This is a genomic window from Burkholderia anthina (assembly GCF_902498995.1).
GTDB classification, from domain to species: domain Bacteria; phylum Pseudomonadota; class Gammaproteobacteria; order Burkholderiales; family Burkholderiaceae; genus Burkholderia; species Burkholderia anthina.
The window spans coordinates 180,801-199,904 of sequence record NZ_CABVLY010000013.1 but is presented as its reverse complement, the minus strand read 5'-3'; the positions used below and the strand labels follow the sequence as shown (position 1 = coordinate 199,904).

The 19,104-nt window shown below is 68.8% G+C and carries 19 protein-coding genes; 12 read left to right on the top strand and 7 right to left on the bottom strand.

What is annotated here, in order from left to right; translation table 11 throughout:
* The 5 genes from BME24068_RS18410 to BME24068_RS18390 form a co-directional block, all read left to right on the top strand.
* Positions 1-294 (top strand): type 2 periplasmic-binding domain-containing protein (locus BME24068_RS18410; protein ID WP_483398659.1); only part of this gene is annotated, 294 nt, incomplete at its 5' end.
* Between the two features lie 40 nt (positions 295-334).
* A complete protein-coding gene (locus BME24068_RS18405) occupies positions 335-1,258 on the top strand; it encodes a DMT family transporter (protein WP_174926928.1) in 924 nt (307 codons plus the stop codon).
* A gap of 70 nt (positions 1,259-1,328) precedes the next feature.
* Positions 1,329-2,108 (top strand): sensor histidine kinase, encoded by a 780-nt coding sequence (locus BME24068_RS18400; protein WP_174926927.1) that lies wholly within the window; start codon positions 1,329-1,331, stop codon positions 2,106-2,108.
* Positions 2,109-2,184: 76 nt separating this feature from the next.
* Positions 2,185-3,528 (top strand): hemolysin family protein, encoded by a 1,344-nt coding sequence (locus tag BME24068_RS18395; protein ID WP_174926926.1) that lies wholly within the window; start codon positions 2,185-2,187, stop codon positions 3,526-3,528.
* Positions 3,529-3,550: 22 nt separating this feature from the next.
* Complete coding sequence (locus tag BME24068_RS18390) at positions 3,551-4,135, top strand: thiamine phosphate synthase (protein ID WP_096505483.1); 585 nt, start codon at positions 3,551-3,553, stop codon at positions 4,133-4,135.
* A gap of 37 nt (positions 4,136-4,172) precedes the next feature.
* Here the strand turns inward: BME24068_RS18390 and BME24068_RS18385 are convergent, their stop codons facing one another.
* Positions 4,173-5,843: a DUF3459 domain-containing protein gene (locus BME24068_RS18385; RefSeq protein ID WP_174926933.1), complete on the bottom strand. Its 1,671-nt coding sequence runs from the start codon at positions 5,841-5,843 to the stop codon at positions 4,173-4,175.
* A gap of 305 nt (positions 5,844-6,148) precedes the next feature.
* On the opposite strand from BME24068_RS18385, the gene BME24068_RS18380 reads away from it, so the two are divergent.
* Together BME24068_RS18380 and BME24068_RS18375 are read left to right on the top strand one after the other, a co-directional pair.
* Entirely contained in the window at positions 6,149-6,871 is a 723-nt protein-coding gene (locus tag BME24068_RS18380; RefSeq protein ID WP_174926925.1) for a class I SAM-dependent methyltransferase, read from the top strand.
* Between the two features lie 119 nt (positions 6,872-6,990).
* Positions 6,991-7,659, top strand: a complete 669-nt coding sequence (locus BME24068_RS18375) for a glutathione S-transferase (RefSeq protein WP_174926924.1) — start codon at positions 6,991-6,993, stop codon at positions 7,657-7,659.
* 6 nt (positions 7,660-7,665) lie between these two features.
* On the opposite strand, the gene BME24068_RS18370 is transcribed toward BME24068_RS18375, so the two are convergent.
* Positions 7,666-8,319: a DUF1345 domain-containing protein gene (locus BME24068_RS18370; RefSeq protein ID WP_096505489.1), complete on the bottom strand. Its 654-nt coding sequence runs from the start codon at positions 8,317-8,319 to the stop codon at positions 7,666-7,668.
* A 136-nt stretch (positions 8,320-8,455) separates the two neighbouring features.
* On the opposite strand from BME24068_RS18370, the gene BME24068_RS18365 reads away from it, so the two are divergent.
* A complete protein-coding gene (locus BME24068_RS18365) occupies positions 8,456-9,181 on the top strand; it encodes a metallophosphoesterase (RefSeq protein ID WP_174926923.1) in 726 nt (241 codons plus the stop codon).
* Between the two features lie 30 nt (positions 9,182-9,211).
* Here BME24068_RS18365 and BME24068_RS18360 read toward each other — a convergent pair whose 3' ends face one another.
* Together BME24068_RS18360 and BME24068_RS18355 are read right to left on the bottom strand one after the other, a co-directional pair.
* A complete protein-coding gene (locus BME24068_RS18360; RefSeq protein WP_096505493.1) occupies positions 9,212-9,907 on the bottom strand; it encodes an RES family NAD+ phosphorylase in 696 nt (231 codons plus the stop codon).
* A gap of 2 nt (positions 9,908-9,909) precedes the next feature.
* Positions 9,910-10,329: an MbcA/ParS/Xre antitoxin family protein gene (locus BME24068_RS18355; RefSeq protein ID WP_096505495.1), complete on the bottom strand. Its 420-nt coding sequence runs from the start codon at positions 10,327-10,329 to the stop codon at positions 9,910-9,912.
* A 232-nt stretch (positions 10,330-10,561) separates the two neighbouring features.
* On the opposite strand from BME24068_RS18355, the gene BME24068_RS18350 reads away from it, so the two are divergent.
* Positions 10,562-11,344 (top strand): ABC transporter substrate-binding protein, encoded by a 783-nt coding sequence (locus BME24068_RS18350; protein ID WP_096505497.1) that lies wholly within the window; start codon positions 10,562-10,564, stop codon positions 11,342-11,344.
* Positions 11,345-12,298: 954 nt separating this feature from the next.
* Here the strand turns inward: BME24068_RS18350 and BME24068_RS18345 are convergent.
* Together BME24068_RS18345 and BME24068_RS18340 are read right to left on the bottom strand one after the other, a co-directional pair.
* Positions 12,299-13,771, bottom strand: coding sequence for a sigma-54 dependent transcriptional regulator (locus tag BME24068_RS18345; RefSeq protein ID WP_096505502.1), 1,473 nt, complete (start codon positions 13,769-13,771; stop codon positions 12,299-12,301).
* A gap of 440 nt (positions 13,772-14,211) precedes the next feature.
* A complete protein-coding gene (locus BME24068_RS18340) occupies positions 14,212-15,129 on the bottom strand; it encodes a metal-dependent hydrolase (protein WP_174926922.1) in 918 nt (305 codons plus the stop codon).
* Positions 15,130-15,699: 570 nt separating this feature from the next.
* On the opposite strand from BME24068_RS18340, the gene BME24068_RS18335 reads away from it, so the two are divergent.
* On the top strand, positions 15,700-16,041 hold the full coding sequence (locus BME24068_RS18335) for an FKBP-type peptidyl-prolyl cis-trans isomerase (protein ID WP_174926921.1): 342 nt from the start codon (positions 15,700-15,702) through the stop codon (positions 16,039-16,041).
* Between the two features lie 26 nt (positions 16,042-16,067).
* A complete protein-coding gene (locus BME24068_RS18330) occupies positions 16,068-16,835 on the top strand; it encodes an AraC family transcriptional regulator (protein ID WP_174926920.1) in 768 nt (255 codons plus the stop codon).
* A 338-nt stretch (positions 16,836-17,173) separates the two neighbouring features.
* On the opposite strand, the gene BME24068_RS18325 is transcribed toward BME24068_RS18330, so the two are convergent.
* On the bottom strand, positions 17,174-17,623 hold the full coding sequence (locus BME24068_RS18325; protein ID WP_096505510.1) for a winged helix-turn-helix transcriptional regulator: 450 nt from the start codon (positions 17,621-17,623) through the stop codon (positions 17,174-17,176).
* Between the two features lie 153 nt (positions 17,624-17,776).
* Here BME24068_RS18325 and BME24068_RS18320 point away from each other — a divergent pair, with 153 nt between their 5' ends.
* Positions 17,777-19,039 (top strand): MFS transporter, encoded by a 1,263-nt coding sequence (locus BME24068_RS18320; protein ID WP_174926919.1) that lies wholly within the window; start codon positions 17,777-17,779, stop codon positions 19,037-19,039.
* Positions 19,040-19,104 lie beyond the last annotated feature (65 nt).

Below are 19,104 nucleotides of genomic sequence, written 5' to 3'. Positions count from 1 at the left end.
GGCCCGTGCGGCGTGCGTGCCGCCGCGCTGCGCGCGCTCGACCATGCGGGACGGCCGTGGCGCGAGCGTTTCACGGGCGGCGGCATCGCGGCGGTCACGGCCGCCGCCGCCGCCGGGCTCGCGGTCTGTCCGCTGGCCCGGCGCGTCGCACCGCGCACGCTGGTCGACGTCGGCGCGAAATTCGGCTTGCCGCCGCTACCGCATTCGCAGGTCGTGCTGTATTCGCGGGTACGCGACGCCCGGGCGGCAGCCGCGCTCCGAAGGTTTTCCGACAGCCTTGCAATCTCGGCGTAAACTAGACGGTTCGCCGCCCGCAATCCCCTGAAGAATTCCAATGAAGCCCGAATCCCGCAAGCACTTCCGCGCCAACCTGCTGATGCTCGTCGCCGCCGCGATCTGGGGTTCGGCTTTCGTCGCGCAGCGACTGAGCCTCGACGTGATCGGCCCGTTCCTGTTTACGGGGCTGCGCTTCCTGCTCGGCGCGCTGGTGCTAATCCCGCTGCTGACGTTCAACACCGCGTCGCGAGCGCAGTTCGCGGCGATTCGCCGCGCGCCGGCGCTGCTGCTGCCGGGCCTCTCGCTCGGCGGACTGCTCGCCGTGGCGATCTCGCTGCAGCAGTTCGGCCTGCAATACACGCGCGTGGCGAACGCGGGCTTCATCAGCTCGCTGTACGTCGTGATCGTGCCGCTGATGGGCGTGTTCGTCCGTCACCGGATCGGCGCCGGCACCTGGTTCGGCGCGCTGCTCGCGGCGATCGGCCTGTATTTCCTCAGCATCGACGAACATTTCTCGGTGCTCTACGGCGACTGGTTCCAGCTCGTGGGCGCCGTCATCATCGCCGCGCACGTGATGGCCGTCGGCCATTTCGCGCGGCGTCACGACCCGCTCGTGCTCGCGTTCCTGCAGTTCGTCGCGTGCGGCGTGCTGTGCCTCGCGGTCGGCCTCGTCGTCGAGCCGGTCAGCGTCGCGATGCTGCACGACGCACTGCCGACGCTGCTGTACGGCGGGCTGCTGTCGGTGGGCGTCGGCTATACGCTGCAGGTCGTCGCGCAGCGCGACGCGGCGCCCGCGCACGCGGCCGTGATCTTCAGCATGGAGGGCGTGTTCGCGGCCGTCGCGGGCTGGGCCGCGCTCGGCGAGACGCTGACGCTGCGTGCGCTGGTCGGCTGTGCGCTGATGCTGGCCGGCCTGCTCGCCTGCCAGTTGCTGCCGAACGGCGACGCACGGAAGAAGGACGAGGACGCGCTGCCGGCGTGATGCGCGCCGCTGTCCCTATAATGGCGGTTCGTAGGTTCATCATGCCAACCGCTTCCGACAGGCCTGCTCCGTGACGCCCCTTTCCGTCGATCCCGCCGCCGACCTGCTGCGCGAACGCGCAGCGCACTATGCCGCCCAGGCGGCGCTGTTCCTGCGCGACCAGGCGCTTTCCACCGCATCGCACGACCTGCGCAGCCCGCTGAACGCCATGCACAGCTGGGCGTACGTGCTCGAGCGCCAGCTCGCCGGCAGCGACCCGAACCAGCAGCGCGCGCTTGCCGGCATCCGCGCGGGGATCGACCAGCAGGTCGCGCTGATCGACGACGTGCTCGACGCGCCGCGCGCGGGAACCCGCACGCTCACGATCGCGCCGCAGCCGTTCGCGCTGCGCCCGCTGCTCGACGACACGCTCGCGCTGGCGCGCTTCGCGCTCGCCGACGCGCGGCAAGTGGGCATCGATGCGACGCTGCCCGACGGCGAGCCGGCGCTGTCGGCCGATCGCCAGCGCGTTGCACAGGCACTGTGGACGATGCTGACGAGCGCCGTCGAGGCCAGCGCCGCCGGCTCGCGCGTGACGTTCGCCTGCACGCGCGACGGCGCGCAGTGTGTCGCACGCGTCACCTGCGGCGTCGATGCCGATGCGCTCGCCGATCCGGCGCTGCCGCACGTATTCGAATCGTTCGCGCGCCGCGAGATGCTGCGCACGCGCGACGCGAAGCGGGTCGCATGGACGCTCGCGCTGTGTCAGCGCGTCGCGCTCGCGCACGGCGGCACGTTCACGCACGACCCGTTCGCCGACCGCGCGACCGTCACCCTCACGCTCGCCATCCCCTGCGAGGCGCCGGTGTAAGCAATCGGCCGCCCGACACATTACATTTTCCTTTCCGGCTCTATACTGATGAGCCTGTCATGACTGGAGCGATTCTTTGTTACAGATCTTCGCGCTCATCGGCGCGTTGTTCCTGGTGGCCCTAAACGGGTTTTTCGTCGCAGCCGAATTCGGCCTCGTCAAACTGCGCGCCACGCGCGTCAAAACACTCGCCCGCAAGCACGGCCTGCGCGGTCGCATCCTCGCCCTCGTCCACGGCCGGCTGGACGCGTATCTTTCCGCGTGTCAGCTCGGCATCACGCTCGCCTCGCTCGGCCTCGGCTGGGTCGGCGAGCCGGCGTTCGCGCAACTGATCGGCCCGCTGCTCGACCTGATCGGCGTGCAGTCCGAACGCATCGTGCACCTGGTCTCGCTCGTGTTCGCGTTCTCGCTGATCTCGTTCCTGCACATCGTGGTCGGCGAACTGGCACCGAAATCGATGGCGATCCGCCAGTCGGAGAAGGTCGGCCTGTGGGTCGCGCTGCCGCTCTATGCGTTCTACTGGGCGATGTATCCGGCGATCTGGGTGCTCAACAGCAGCGCCAACGCGGTGCTGCGGCTCGCGGGGCTGTCGGCCGACCACGGCGGCGACGCGCACTACTCGACCGACGAGCTGAAGCTGATCCTGCGCAGCCGCCGCAGCGCGGCCGGCAACGCGGCGCAGCCAGCACGCGGCACGTACACCAACGACGAGTGGAACACGCTCGCGCATTCGCTCGACTTTTCGTCGATGACAGTGTCGGACCTGATGCGGCCCGCCCATGAAATGATCGGCCTGCGGCGCGACCTGCCGCTGCCCGACAACATGGAGATCGTCGCGCGGCACCGCTTCAGTCGCTATCCGCTGTTCGAGGATGCGTCGCGCGAGCAGGTGAGCGGGCTGATCCACCTGAAGGACCTGCTGCTCGCGCGTCACGCCGGCGCGGCGCTCGAGGACTTGTCGGACTACGTGCGTCCGGTGCAGTACGTGAAGCCCGATACGCCGGCGCTGGAGCTGTTCCGCCGCTTCCGCAAGGGTGCGCCGCACTTCGCGCTGGTCGGCAACAAGGGCGCGAAGCCGATCGGCTTCCTGACGCTCGACAACCTGCTCGGCGCGCTGGTCGGCCAGATTCACGACGAGTTCCGCCAGGGCGACGCCGACTGGAGCCGCCTCGACGACGGCACGCTGATGGGCAAGGGCAGCCTGCCCGTCGTGTCGCTCGAGCAGGCGCTCGGCATCGACATCGACGAAGGGCGTGCGGAATCGGTCGGCGGCCTGGTGATCCAGGCGCTGAGCGATCTGCCGACCGAAGGGCAGCGCGTGTCGTTCGACCGCTTCGACGTCGTCGTGAAGAAGATGAACGGGCCGCGCATCGTGCTGGTGCGCGTCTATCCGAAGGCCGCGAAGGAAGCCGACGAATGACGGCTTCCGCGCACCGCGCGCGATGAACGCGATGCTGCCGCACTGCTGCGTGATCACGCCCGAGCCGGCATCGCCGGCGGCGGCCGATTGCCGCGCGTTCCTCGATCGCTTGTCGGCCGTGCTCGCGCGCGGCGAAACGCTCGTGCAGTTGCGCGTGAAATCGTTCGATGCGGCCGCGTTCGCACGGCTGGCCGCCGATGCGCTCGCGCGCTGCGACGCGGCCGGCGCGCAACTGATGCTCAACGGCCCGATCGATGCAGCCGGCGTGATGCGGCTGGAAGGCGCCGGATGGCACCTCGACGGCGTCGCGCTGCGCGCCGCCGCACGACGGCCGTTGCCGGCCGCGCGCCGTGTGTCGGCCGCCTGCCATGCCGCCGACGATCTCTCGCTGGCCGCGCGCGTCGGCGCGGATTTCGTCACGCTGTCGCCCGTGTTGCCGACGCTCAGTCACCCCGGCGCGCCGACGCTCGGCTGGACCCGGTTCGCCGAATTGGCAGCGCAGGCCACGATGCCCGTCTATGCGCTCGGCGGGATGACGCGCGCGCATCTCGACGACGCGCGCCGGCACGGCGCTCACGGCGTCGCAGGCATTCGAAGCTTCTGGTAAAGACGGCCGGGCGCGCCAGCGCCCGACCTTGCACACGTCACGCGTTCAGATCCGGGCGCATGGCGCGCCATGCGCCGTCGTCGATCCGGCGCACGTCGTGCGTGAGTGCATAGCGGTTCACGTCGCCCGTCAGCCACGCGACGAGCGAATACGGCGGCAACACCCCTTCATCGACGCGATCGCGTGCGCGGGCCGGCGTCTCGAACACGACCTGCCCGCGCGGCGCGTCGAACGGCACCGCGTCCGGCGACAGGTTCAACGCGAGGGTCAGCGTCTCTTCATCGGCAAGCCGCCACGATGCGAGCAACGCGTCGGCATCGCCGTCGCCGCCGGCCTTCAGCGTATGCGCGTCCTGCGGCCGGCAATCCGACAGCCGCGGCGAGATCAGCTTCGCGCGCACGGCGAGCGCCGACTGTACGAAATGCGCACGATCGGCATCGCGTGCGGTTTCGTCGAAGATCAGCGGAATCTGCGGCGTGAGCAGCGACAGGGCGAGCGCCGCGAGGCCCGGATCGGGATCATGATCGCCGTGCTTGCCGTGCTTGCCGTGCTCGCTCTCGCGCCATGCGCCGTCGGACAGCACCAGCGACGTCAGCGACAACCCTTCATTCGCGCAGGCGCCATCGCCCGGCATGGCCGGCTGGAACGCGGTGCCGGTCGCGGTCAGCGCGCGCGCGAGCGTGTGGATCGACTGATGCGTGGAAATGCCTTCGTGGGCCGCCCCGTCGCGGCCGGTCAGCCGATGCAGCGCGCGTTCGCCGCACCCGTTCCACTGCGCATCGAAATGGGTATCGGCGAGATGCACCGGATGGCGTTCGCTGCCGAGCACGAGATGGATGAACCGGTCGGCCGGCACGGCCGCGCGCACGCGGTCGGCGATCTCGCGCAGCCACGACGCGCCGATCCGGTCGGCTTCGCGCAGCCGCAGCCCGTCGCAGCGGTATTCGTCGATCCAGTACAGCGCGTTGTCGCAGAAGAAGTCGCACACCTCCGGATGATCGAGTGCGAGCGGCGGCGGCTGCAGCGGATCGTCGCGCATATGGAAGAACGGCGCCGCATAGTGACGCAGCGCGTCGGTACCGCTGCCGAAGCGCGCGTAATCGAGCTCCAGGATCACGCCGAGGCCATGGCCGTGCGCTTCGTCGATCAGCGCCTTCAGCGCGTCGGGGCCGCCCTCGGCCGCGAGCGGCGCGAACGGCAGGCTGTCGTGCGGCGACGCGAGCAATTCGAGCGCGGTCACGCCCAGGCGCGCGAGCGCCGGCAGCCGGCGGCGCACGCCGTCGAAGCCGCCCACCGCGTGCGGACGAATCGCGTAAAGCGCGATGTCTTCCCACGGACGCCCATGCCAGAACGTGTTGCGCCACATGAACGCGCGCGGATCGATGACCTCGCTCGCACCATTGAGCCCATCGGGCTGCGAGCGCGACGCGGGGTCGGGAATCGACACGGCGTCGTCGAGCCGGTAACGGTAACGCGCACCGGCACCGCATTCGACGAAGACTTCGAACCAGTTCGGGCCGGCCGCCGCCATCGGGACGAGCGTCGGGCCGTTGCCGGTATCGAGTTCGAGCTGGACCTGCGTGCTGCCCGGCGCCCACACGCGGAAATGCGTGCGCGGCGTCGCGCAGAGCGTGCCGCAGGGCTGCGCGCCGGACGGCAGGCAGTGAATGTAGTGCTGCGCATACGGATCGTGCGAACAATCGGACATCATGCGCTCCTCGTGCGTGCCGAGCGGCATGGCCGCGCGGGCAGCGCGGCGCATCGGGGCCCGGCATGCGACGGCCAGGCAGGGGGGGGAGAGAAAAAAGTATGCGCCGGTTTGGCAACGGTGACGCACCGGTTCCCGTCATTTTTAAATGCGAATCGACCCCGCAACCCGCTGCGCGCGACCGGCGCCGAGTCGGGTAGTCCGCATACCGGAATGGCCGCTCGCCTTGTTGCGTCGCCGGCCCGCGCTTACGCTCGGGTCGATGCGTGGGCATGCCGTCCGCGCTCCGACCCGAGGAATCCGCCATGTCGCTCCCCGACAGCGCCGCGAAATTCGATCCGGCACGCGCGCACGAATACGCCGAACAATCCCGCATCGCGCTTGCCGGCTACGACGCGTGTCACGAACTCGCCGCGTGCATGCTCGCGTCGTCGATCGCGGCGGCCGATGCGCGGCTCCTCGTGGTGGGCGCGGGCGGCACCGGACAGGAAATCTGCGTGCCCGCCGCGCTCGAGCCGGGCTGGCAATTCACGGCGGCCGATCCGTCCGCGCCGATGCTGGCGCTCGCGCGTGCGAACGTCGAAGCCGCCGGTTTCGGCGCGCGCACGCAATTCGTCGAGGCCGGCGTCGATACGCTGCCCGACGCGCCGGCCTTCGACGGCGCAACGCTGATCGGCGTGCTGCACCACGTGCCCGGCGACGATGCGAAGGCCGCGCTGCTGGACGCGATCGCACGGCGCCTGAAGCCCGGCGCACCGCTCGTGATCGCGGGCAACTACCGCCGCTATGCGGACCACCCTCGCCTGCTCGATGCATGGCAGCAGCGCTGGCGCATGAAGGGCGCCTCGCCCGACGCCGTGCGCGCGCAACTCGCGAAGATCCTGCAGGGCGCCGATCCGCCGGCTGCCGAGGAAGCCGTCTTCGCGTTGCTGCACGATGCGGGCTTCGATGCGCCGCTGCGCTTTTTTTCGAGCCTGTTCTGGGGTGCGTGGATCGCGGTGCGGCGCGGCGCCCGAGCAAACGAATGACGAAGCGGCACGCCTCGCGCGCGTTGAATCGTGGCGACGCCATCGCACGTTCGTCCCTGCGTGCGTGCCGTGGTTCGCGCTCGGTATGATGTCGTTCCCGCCCCTCTTCCGGCCTCGACATGCTGACCGTCCACCACCTGAACAACTCGCGTTCCCAGCGCGTGCTCTGGCTGCTCGAAGAACTGGATGTGCCGTACGAGATCGTGCGCTACGAGCGCGATCCGAAGACGATGCTCGCGCCGCCCGCGCTGCGTGCGATCCACCCGCTCGGCAAGTCGCCGGTCGTCACCGACGACGGCCGCACGTACGCGGAGTCGGGCGCGATCATCGAGTATCTGGTCGAGCGCTACGGGAACGGACGTCTCGCGCCGCCGCCCGGTACGCCCGAGCGGCACGAGTACACGTACTGGCTGCACTATGCGGAAGGTTCGGCGATGCCGCCGTTGCTGCTGAAACTGGTAGCGTTGCGGATCGCGCATGCGCCGATGCCGTTCTTCGCACGGCCCATCGCACGCAAGATCGCCGCGACGCTGCAATCGGGCTTCGTCGATCCGCAGATCGCGCTGCATCTCGGCTATCTCGACGACACGCTGAAACGCACGGGCTGGTTCGTCGGCGACGGTTTCAGCGCGGCCGACATCCAGATGAGCTTCCCGCTCGAAGCCGCAATGGCGCGCGGCGACGGCGGCAAGCATCCCGCGATCGCGCGCTTTCTCGAAACGATCCACGCGCGCCCGGCCTACCGTCGCGCGCTCGAGCGCGGCGGCCCGTACGAACTGCTCAAGTAAGCCACATCAGCTCAGCAAACCCGCCGCGACGTTGATCGACAGCCCGAGCACGGCCATGTTGAAGTAGAACGACAGGATCGACTGCGCGAGCACCGAGCGGCGCGCGGAGCGGTTGGCAAGCGACACGTCGGCCGTCTGCGACGCGACCGCGAGCGTGAACGCGAAATACAGGAAATCCCAGTAGTCGGGTTCGAGGTTGCGATCCGGAAAGCGCAGCGCGCGGTCGTTGCTCGGCGAGCCGTAATAGAGCCGCGCGTAGTGCAGCGTGAAGATCGTCGGGATCAGGAACCATGCGCCGAACAGCGTCGCGCCGGTGATCGCGTAATGACCGAGCCCCATGCGGAAACCGACGCTCTTCGCGGTGGCGAGCTCGATCGCGATCGCGGCGACGCTCGCGACCGTCGCCGCGCATACGACGGTCAGCACCGTCGTCGCGCTTTCGTCCTCGCGGATCGCGACTTCGCGCACCTTGTAATGATGCGCGGTAATCATGCGTCCCCACATCAACGCAAGATACAGCCAGATCGCGCAATCCCAGCCGATCAGCGCACGTGCGGCCGGACGCAGCGAAAACGGCAGCAACACCGCACACAGCACGCCCGCGACGAAGGCCGAGACCATGCGCGGCCGGTTGCGCAATACCTGCGGATAAAACGTCATCGTGTCATTCCGAAAGCGGATGGAAAGGGTTCGGCCGGCGCGCAAACTGCCCGCAACGCCATGCCGGCGGGTACCGCCCCGATTATCGCCATTCCTGCATGACGTTGCGATGGGTACGAGCGCCTAAGATATCGGGATGACTGCCTCCCTCTGCCACCATCCCGCGAACACGGCCGGCCGCGACTTCGTCGTCGGCGACCTGCACGGCTGCGTGGATGTGCTGCGCGCGCTGCTGCACGACGTGCGCTTCGATCCGGCGCGCGACCGGTTGTTTTCGGTCGGCGATCTCGTCGACCGCGGCCCCGCGTCGGAAACGGCGCTCGATCTGCTCGACCGCCCGTGGTGCCACGTCGTGCGCGGCAATCACGAAGAGGTGCTGAGCCTCGTATCGCGCGGCAAGCTGCCGCCCGACGCGTGGCGCGGGATCGGCGGCGACTGGGGCGCCGACCTGCCGCCGGAGCGGCTGCACGCGCATGCGGCACGTGTGGACGCGCTGCCGCTCGTGCGCGTGATCGGCGACGGCGCCGCGCGCTTCAACGTGCTGCATGCGGAGTTCCTCGGCCCGGACGCCGAGCTCGATACGGGCAGCTATTCGCACGACGTGCGCGAGCGGCTGATCTGGGGGCGCGATCTCGTCCAGGGGCTCGTCGATCCGGCCCGGCAAGCCGGACTGTCGCTGACCTGCACCGGCCACACGCCCGTGCGCGCACCGCAGCGCATCGGCGCGCAATGGTTCATCGATACGGGGGCATTCGCACCGTCCGGACGCCTGACGATCGTCGAACCGCGCACCGGCGATACGTGGTCGCTCACGCAGGCCGACGCGCGCGCGCGCCATGCAGGCGACCTGCCGCTGCCCTGAAGCCGTCGGCGCCGACAACGGGCACGCCGCCTACCCGACCTGATTCAGCTCGAACACCGCATCGACCGCGGAGCCGTTCCAGTTGTATTCGAGATAAGCCGCGTGATGACAGTCGCGCAGCAGCGACGTGCGAAACGCCGCGAGACATTCGCCGCGCGGGTCGCGCACCGACGGATAGACGATCCCCGCGCCGCCGGCATGGCGCACCGCGCGGCCGAGCGCCTGACCCGCGCTGTAGTCGAGCGGATCGAGCAGGCCGGGGCTGCGTTGCGGCCACGTGCGCACGTCGGCCACGTCGCCTTGCGCGAACACCGTGTAGAGCCGCATCTGCTGACGCATCGGCGCCTCTTTCGTCGCGGCCAGGAACAGCCCGCTGTGATACCGCGTTTCGGCGATCGCCGTATCGCGCGAACGCGCGCAGTAGAACACGCCGTAGCTGCCGTCGGAAAAGCGGCTGCCCTGCGGATTCAGGTGCGTGAACGCGGCCATGATCGGCCCCCAGCCCTGGCCGTAGCGGCGCTCGGCCGGCGGCACGAGGTCGAGCGTGCCGACTTCGTGGCGAATGCGGTCGTTGGTCAGCGATTCGAGCGCATAGAGCGCATCGAAATCGTCGGCCGACGCAACGCGGTCGAACAGGTTGATGGCGGGAAAGCGGGTAGGAATCACACGATAGGCAGGTGCCCAGTCGACGACGGTCGTGGGCCAGTGTTGCGTTTCGGTCGGCATCGTCACGCCCAGCCACCCCGCATCGCGTCGAGATATTGACGCACGGCGACCAGATCGCCGACGTTGCCGGCCAGCATCCGGTCGAGCGCGCGCTTGCCGCCGAACGGCGCCGCGTCGTTGGGGCGCTTGACCCACGTGTCGGCGGCCGACGGCTGCGGCAGCAGGATCTGCAGCGCCTTGTAGATGCCGAGCAGCAGCGATAGCCGCTCGAGCGTATCGCGCGGCAGGCGCGCCGATTCGGGCGAGGCCTTCCACTTGAAGAACGTCGAGCGGCCGGGCGAGCCGAGCAGCACGATCTGCTCGTCGATCGTCAGCTCCCAGTCGCGCGCGATGTTGAAAAACGCGCGCAGGCCGGCCGCCGACATGTGTGCGACCGAAGCCTGCCGCGGGGCGGAATGCGGATCGAACGCGGGTTGTGACATGATCGTTAGTCTCGAAACGAATTTACTAACAAGATTAGTCCATTTTCGTATTTTTGCAAGGGTCGGCACCTTCCGTCCGGTCATTGCATCCGCTGAATCGATATTTTTTGTCCATTCTGGACTGCAATTTTATTTTCTGCGTTAATGGCCGGACGGACAGCGCCGGCACGCGACGCCCGTCCGCTCCAACCGGGTCACCCGGAACCGGAACGACCACGCCAAGGAACGCACCATGAAGAGACTGATTGCCGCCGCTTCGATCGCCCTGCTCGCGGTATCCGCAGGCCCCGCCGCCGCGAAGGACTGGACCACGCTGCGCTTCGGCACCGACGCCAGCTATGCGCCGTTCGAATCGAAGGCGCCCGACGGCAAGCTCGTCGGCTTCGACATCGACCTCGGCAACGAGATCTGCGCGCGGCTGAAGGCGAAGTGCGTGTGGCTCGAGAACGACTTCGACGGGATGATCCCGGCGCTGAAGGCGAAGAAGTTCGACGCGGTGCTGTCGTCGATGTCGATCACGCCGCAGCGCGCGGAGCAGATCGGCTTCACGACGAAGATCTACAACCAGCCGACGCGGCTCGTCGTGAAGAAAGGCTCGCCGCTGCTGCCGACGCCCGAATCGCTGAAGGGCAAATCGATTGGCGTCGAGCAGGGCACGACGCAGGAAGCGTATGCGAAGGCGTACTGGGCGAAGCAAGGCGCGAACGTCGTGTCGTACCAGAACCAGGACGGCGTGTACGCCGATCTCACGTCGGGCCGCCTCGACGCCGCGCTGCAGGACGAGGTGCAGGCCGAGATCGGGTTCCTGAAGTCGCCGCGCGGCGCGGGCTATCAGTTCATCGGGCCCGAGCTCGTCGACGAGAAGGTGCTCGGCATCGGCGCCGGCATCGGGCTGCGCAAGGAAGATACGGACCTGAAGGCGAAGATCGATCGCGCGATCCACGACATGGTCAAGGACGGCACGTACAAGCGGCTCGCGTCGAAGTACTTCGACTTCGACATCTACGGCAGCTGAAGCGGCGGCGCGTGCGGCCGGGCGCGATGCCCGTCGTGCGCGGCCGAACCGCGTTGCCGCTTGCTCGCCGGGCGGCAACGCACCGGCTTCGCCGTCCGCAGCGCGACAGCGCGCAAACACACATCCTTCGGATTGCGAATGGATTGCTCCGCATGCAACCGCCGGTGACGCGTCAATACGCGAAGACCGGGCGCCGGGGAACCGGTGCCCGGGTACACATGCCCTTGCGGATCGTGTTGGCTGGCGGGAAAGCGCCGAGCCGGCGCGGATGACCGGGAATCAACCGGATCCGCCTCGCACCGGGCGCGGAGAGATGGCCCGTCGAAGCATGCCGGCCGGCTGCAAGGCGCGCGGTCGACCGGCGATGCGTCGAATCACTGCGATCGCGGCCTGCCGGCCGCGGCGTGTGGCGATCGTTCATTTTTCTACCCCGTTTCGGTCTGCTGCTTGGTACGGCAACCGGACGACGCCGGTGCTCCGACGATCCGCCGACGACGGTCCGTGCCGGGCGGAACGCGGCCGTGTTGCCCCGCTCCGCCGTGCATCCCCGCGGACTGCGTCCTTGCCGGCCCTCGCATGCTTCGCTGCCGAACCGGCCGGACGCCACGTCGTCGACTTTCGCACGCTCCTATCCGCAAGGACCGGGCCAGCTTCGCGCGAGGCCGTCGGCACAAGGGTTTCATCGGACGGGAACGGAACCGGAACGGGCGGAACGCCCAGGAAGTTGCGAAACTGAAACATGCGCTGCGCAAGCGGCGTCAGCCGCGCAGCGGCAACGCCTTGCGGGACAAGGCACACGGACGATGCGGAAAATTTTCCCGGCGCGCACGCCCCCCCTTCTGCCCGCGTTTGCCGCCCGGATTCGCGCATGCGCCGACGCGAAACGTTTCACGTCCTTTACACCGGTGCGGGCACCCGCGCGCGGGCCGGCCGCGCACGCTGCGCGGCCGCGGGTCAGCCCACCCGTTGATGGTCCTCGTCGCCGGACGGCGCGCCGTCCTTCCCGCCGTTGTCGCCGTTGTTGTCGTGATCGTTGAGCCCGTGCTCGATCATCATCCGGTACAGCGTGACGCGCGAAATGCCGAGTTCGGCAGCGGCCTTGTTGATCCGGTGATCGTTGCGCAGCAGCGCGTTTTCGATCGCGGTGCGCTCGGCAAGCGAGCGCGCCTGTTCGAGCGTCACCGGCTCCGCTTCGCCCGGCGTGTCGAGCCCGAGATCGTGCGGCGTCAGCAGCCGGCTCTCGGCCATCACGATCGCGCGGCGCACGCGGTTGATCAGCTCGCGTACGTTGCCCGGCCACTCGTAACGGCGCATCGCATCGAGCGCCGCGGACGTGAAGCCGCTGATCTTGCGGCCGCTGTCGGCCTTGTACTTTTGCAGCACGTAATGCGCGAGGATATCGATGTCCTTGCCGCGCGCGCGCAGCGGCGGCTCGTGAATGCGCAGCACGCAGAGCCGGTGATAAAGGTCCGCGCGGAAACGTCCGGCTTCGACCGCGCCGTCGAGATCGACGTGCGTTGCCGAGATGATCCGCACGTCGACCGGAATCGACTCCTGGCCGCCGAGCCGCTCGATTTTCCCTTCCTGCAGGAAACGCAGCAGGCTCGCCTGGCTTTCGACCGGCATGTCGCCGATTTCGTCGAGAAACAACGTGCCGCCGTTCGCGGATTCGATCCGGCCCGCGCGCCGCTGGTTCGCGCCGGTGAATGCGCCGCGCTCGTAGCCGAACAGTTCCGACTGCAGCAGGTGATGCGGAATCGCGCCGCAGTTGATCGCGACGAACGGCCCCTTGCCGCGCCCCGAACGCTCGTGGATCGCGAGCGCGGTGAGTTCCTTGCCGGTGCCCGATTCGCCGGAGATGAACACGCTCGCATCGGTCTTCGCGACCTTGCGGATCGTGCTGAACAACTGCTGCATCGCTTCGCAGTTGCCGATCATCCCGTGCTCGCCGATCGACGCCGCGTACGCCGCCCCGTCGACGCGATCGAGCGCCGCCATCCCGCGCGCGTGACCGAGCACGTGCGAAATCCATTCATTCGGCAACGGCAGCGTCACGTAGTCGAAACAGTAGCTGCGGATCAGTTCGCGCACGGCCGTGCCGATCATGTTGCCGGCCTGCGCGATGGAGATCCAGCCGATCGCCGGCTGGCTCAGGCACGCTTTCAGTGCAGGATAGTCGCGCGATGTGAAGCCCGTGAAATCGATGAGCCCGGCGGCGACGCTCACGCCTGACGTCATGTTCTGCGCGGCGCCCGCCGTCTTCGCGACCGCGATCTCCCAGCCAAGCTCGCGCAGTTGCGCCAGCAGCGACTCGTCCGGCGAACGCATGATCACGAACAGCTTGCGTCCGGCCTCGGGGGCGGTGACGGACACGAACGGCATCTCGGGCGCCGCCGTCCCGTTTGCGTCGGGTGACCTTGCAACCATCGTTGTTCCCCGCTTGGCGTTGGTATCGTGCGCCGGCTCGCCGCCGCGTACGACGGACCTCGATCGAACCGACATATTGGCCGCATTTCCGTTTGAATAAAATCCCCCCGCGCCATAATCGCGCGCACGGGCGAATCCTTTCATGACGGTATATCGATGCCGCCGACGCGCGGCTAGATGGGTGTTATCCCGGTGGCGCGACGGGCGCGACGCGGGATCGGATCGGCGTCGAACGCGCAAAGCCGCGCCGGCACTGGCGCACCGGCTCGCGCGGGCGGTCGGGCACCTGGAATCGGCCCGGTGGCGGGTAGCCATGCGACCGGCGAAAGCGCGCGGCCGCCCGCTCGCGCACCCGCTGCCGCTTGATGTCGGTCAATCGTCAGAAGAAGCGCGTTGATGCATGAACGCAACACGCGCCACGGGGGGTGCGGGCGGCTACGTCAGCGTCCCGATGCGAGCGGCGCGAGCGCGTTCGCGCGGCCGCGGCCGGCCGGTGCGTGATCGTGGTCGCCATACGCGGCGACGAGCGCCTCGACACGCGCGAGATGATGGCGGTTGTCATGGTCCCACGGGTGGAAACCGGGCCGCAGGAAGCTCAGCCATTCGCCCGCGATGCGCGGAAACAGCCCGCGCCGCGGCCCGTACAGGAACGCGAGCACACGCAGCATGCCGCGCACGTGATGCCCGGCACGACGATCGCGCCACAACAGCGTCACGTGCATCAGGAATACGGTCGGCCAGAACGTCAGCGTCGTCAGCAGATACACGCCGACGCGGATCAGATAGCGCCCCGCGCCCGGCTTCATCACGGCATTCCACACGTCGTAGGACACGGCCTTGTGCTCGGTTTCCTCGAGCGCGTGCCAGATCCACATCTGCCGGTAGCCTTCGACCGAACCGTCGAGACGCGTCGGATCGCGCAGAAGCCAGTCCGCGAGCATCGCCGTGTAATGTTCGGCCGCGACGGTATGCGCCAGCTGCACCGATCGCGGCAGCACGCGCTTCATGACGCCGAGCACCGCCCATACGCGCTTGTCCAGCTTGCGCGCGGGCAGCCGGTTGGCCTGCATCAGCTCGTTGTATTCGACGTGCTCGCGCGTGTGCATCGCTTCCTGGCCGATGAAGCCGAGCACCTGCCGCTTCAGCACGGGATCGTCGATCCGGTCGCGATAGTTGCGCACCGAATCCATGAAAAAGCGTTCGCCGGCCGGAAACAGCAGCGACAGCGCGTTGAAGAAGTGGGTCACGTGCGGGCCGAGCCCATGCCAGTCCTTCGCGCGTTCGACCGGCAGGTCGAAGCGCAGGTCGCGGCGCACCGGCATCACCTCGGCTGCGGTAGCGAAAGCGGCTGACTTCATGTTGGTCGTTCTCCTTGTTTTCGGGCGGCCCGGCATCCGTTGCGGCCGTGCCGGCGCGGGCCCGGGCGCCGCATCGCGCGGCGCCGAAATCCTGACATCGACAGATGTAACGATAGGCCGCGGCCGGCAACGCGCGCAAGCCGCGCGGTAGATGCGCGCTTCCAAACGGGGCACGGTCGAAAGCGCCCGGAAAACGGCGTGCGAACGTCGTCCGGTGATGCGGAAATTCGAACGCATGGATCGGTTCGCGGGCCGCCACTGAGCGTCGCCGCTACGACTCGCGATCGGCGGGGCAGCCCCGCCCCACGGGCGTTTCAGCGATTTTTACGGCGGCACGTGGCGCGCCGCCGACCGGCCGGGTAGCACCGATTCATACACGCGAGCGACGCGCGCGGTGCAACCGCGTTTATCCGGCTCGCGGAAAATTCAAACGCGCGTTCCATTCGCGTTTCGCGCATCACACCGCGCACTATCCCGGCGGGCCTGCCGCCGGGCCCTCGCCGCGTGCGGCGGCCCCTTGCGGGCTCGCCTACAATAGCGGTTTTACCCAACCCCTTTTCAGGAGAAGTCATGTCTGTCACCACGACCGCATCGGGCCTCAAAATCGAAGAACTGACCGAAGGCACCGGCGCGGAAGCGCAAGCCGGCAAGACCGTCAGCGTTCACTACACGGGCTGGCTGACCGACGGTCAGAAATTCGACTCGAGCAAGGACCGCAACGACCCGTTCGCATTCGTGCTCGGCGGCGGCATGGTCATCAAGGGCTGGGACGAAGGCGTGCAGGGCATGAAGGTCGGCGGCGTGCGTCGCCTGACGATCCCGCCGCAACTCGGCTACGGCCCGCGCGGCGCAGGCGGCGTGATTCCGCCGAACGCGACGCTCGTGTTCGAAGTCGAACTGCTCGACGTCTGACGACGCCGCCGGCCGACGTCCCGCCGATGCAACCCATCCCGTCTCCCGCCATCGCGCTGCGCCGTTACGACACGTGCGAAGCGTCGGACGTGCACGACTTTCATCAGGTCGTGCTCGGCGTCGACGGCGCGATGGTGATGGCGGTGGACGGCGTCGGCCAGCGCATCGACCGGCACGCGGCCTGGCTGATTCCGGCCGGCTCGCGCCACGATTACGCGGGCCTCGGCGACAATCGCCAGCTCGTGCTGGATCTCCCCGCCGCGTCGCTCGCGGTGCCGCAGCGGCTGTTCGACAGCGCGCGCGCCGTGGCGATCGACCCTGCGCTGACCTCGCTGGTCGCGCAGGTCGCGGCAACCGCCGCGCAACTCGACGGCCCGGCCGGCGACGCGCCGCGGGCGCACCGTTTCCAGTGGCAGGCGGCCGCGCGGCTGTGCGACGCGCTGCTCGGCGACGCCGGCGTTGCCGCACCCGCCGCGGGCCTCGATTTCGCGCGCATCGACCGCTGGCTGCGCGCACGGCTCGCGGAGCCGCTGCGCATCGCCGATCTCGCCGCGCACTGCGGCTACGGCATGCGCCGCTTTCACCAGCTGTTCGTCGACGCGTTCGGCGAAACGCCGCATCGCTACCTGCAGCGGCTGCGGCTCGACACGGCCGTGGTGCTGCTCACCGACGGCCGTCATCCGCTCGTCGACGTCGCCGGCATGGTCGGCTTCGCCGATCAGAGCACCTTCACGCACGCATTCACGAAACGCTTCGGCGTCGCGCCCGGGCGCTGGCGCGGCGAACGGCACTGAGCGGCCGGGCAACGCCCGGGGCCGATTGAGCGGAACGATCACGCGTCGCCGGAATCGCCTGAACTGTTGCGTGTCGTACCCTCCGCCGATACGCAACCGGGCAAGATGATCGCGCGTGGCAGCCGCCCAGCGCCTGTTTGCGCTGATAACGTGCCCTTCTGATGGCCAGCGCCACGCGTGAATTTTTCCAAATGGGGGAATGTGCCTTTCCGCCCGCCTGACGGCGTCGTTCACCGTTGCAACAGCGACGGCTATTGCGCCGCATCTCTCCCTGCATGCGCCCCGAGAGGCAGCCCGCCAAGGCGACGCGTGCGCAAGCCCGTTAGCGGGAACCGGCCCTAGTCAGCAACCTTGCGCACCACCGTCTCCGCCGCCTTCACCGGCCGGCCGTCGTCGTGCCGCAGCGCGAGCTTGCGGATCGCGCGGCCCGTCTTGCGGTCCACCAGCACCGAATGCGGCTCGCCGCGCGCGAACAGGTTCGCCTCGCCCCACTGGCGCAGCATCACGATGATCGGGAACAGCCCCTCGCCCTTCTTCGTCAGCGCGTACTCCTGATACGCGCTGCCATCCGACGCGGGCACCACGTCGAATACGCCGGCATCCACCAGCATCCGCAGCCGGTCCGACAGGATGTTGCTCGCGACACCGAGGCTCGCGCGGAAATCGCCGAACCGGCGCACGCCGTCGAACGCATCGCGCACGATCAGCAACGCCCAGCGATCGCCGACGATATCGGTCGCCCGCGCCACCGGGCACGGCGAATCCGCAAGACTTCTCTGCCTGGCCATGTTCCTCTCCACTGTCGCACCGGCCGCCTTCGCAGGCGCCGGCCGTCCATGCGCGGGCCCGTCGCCCGCCGCTTCACAGGTTGCATTTTAAAACTACTTTTCCTACACTCACACTGGTTTCAAATTGCAACTAGATAGTACGAGGAAAAACCCATGGAATCGTCCTGCCATTCAGGCCCCGTCGCGGCGAACGCGGCACCGCACGCGGATCGTCCGGCCGACGGCACGCGCGCGTCCGCGGCGCTGGTCGCGCTGCTCGCCGTCTGCTGCGCGGCGAGCGTCGCCAACGTGTACTACGCGCAACCGCTGCTGGATTCGATCGCACGCGACTTCGGCGTATCGCAGGCGGCAGTCGGCGGCGTCATCACCGCGACGCAGCTCGGCTGCGCACTCGCGCTGCTGTTCGTCGTGCCGCTCGGCGATCTGCTGAACCGCAAACGCCTGATCGCCGTTCAGCTGTTGCTGTTGACGGCGGCGTGCATCGGCGTGGCCGCATCGTCGACCCGCATCGCGCTGCTCGCGGGCATGGTGGCGGTCGGGCTGCTCGGCACCGCGATGACGCAGGGACTGATCGCCTGCTCGGCCGCACTGGCCGGCGCCGGCGAGCGCGGGCGCGTGGTGGGCGCCGCGCAGGGCGGCGTCGTGATCGGCCTGCTGGCCGCGCGTTCATTGGCGGGTGTCGTCACCGACGTCGCCGGATGGCGCGCGGTCTATCTCGTGTCGGGCGCGCTCGCGATCGCGATGCTCGTCGCACTGTCACGGCTGCTGCCCGATACCGAAGCGCCGCGCGAACGCATCGGCTACGCGGCGCTGCTGGGTTCGATGGTGACGCTGTTGCGCACCGAGCGCGTGCTGCGCGTGCGCGGCGCGATCGCGCTGCTGATGTTCGCCGCGTTCAGCATCTTCTGGAGCGCGCTCGTGCTGCCGCTGAGCGCCCCACCGCATTCGATGTCGCATACGCAAATCGGCGCATTCGGGCTCGTCGGCGCGCTGGGCGCGGCAGCAGCGGCACGCGCGGGCCGGCTCGCGGATCGCGGGCTCGGCGAAGCGACGACCCGCGCCGCACTCGCGCTGCTCGCGTTCTCGTGGCTGCCGCTGGCGTTCGGCGGCACGTCGATCGCGCTGCTGGTGATCGGCATCGTGCTGCTCGACGTAGGCGGACAGGCCGTCCACGTCGTGAACCAGAGCATGATCCTCGGCGCGCGGCCCGATGCGCATGCACGGCTCGTCGGCTGCTACATGCTGTTCTATTCGATCGGTAGCGGACTCGGCGCGATCGCGTCGACGATGATGTATGCGCACGCCGGATGGACCGGCGTCTGCGGGCTTGGTGCGGCGGTCAGCGTGATCGCGTTCGTCGTATGGGCCGCGACGCGCGCCCGGACGCGGCACGTGCCGGCGACGGCGCACAGATGACGGCACGCCCGAATCGGACGGCCGGCCTGCGAACCGGACGCACACGTGTGCGCACCGGTTCCTGC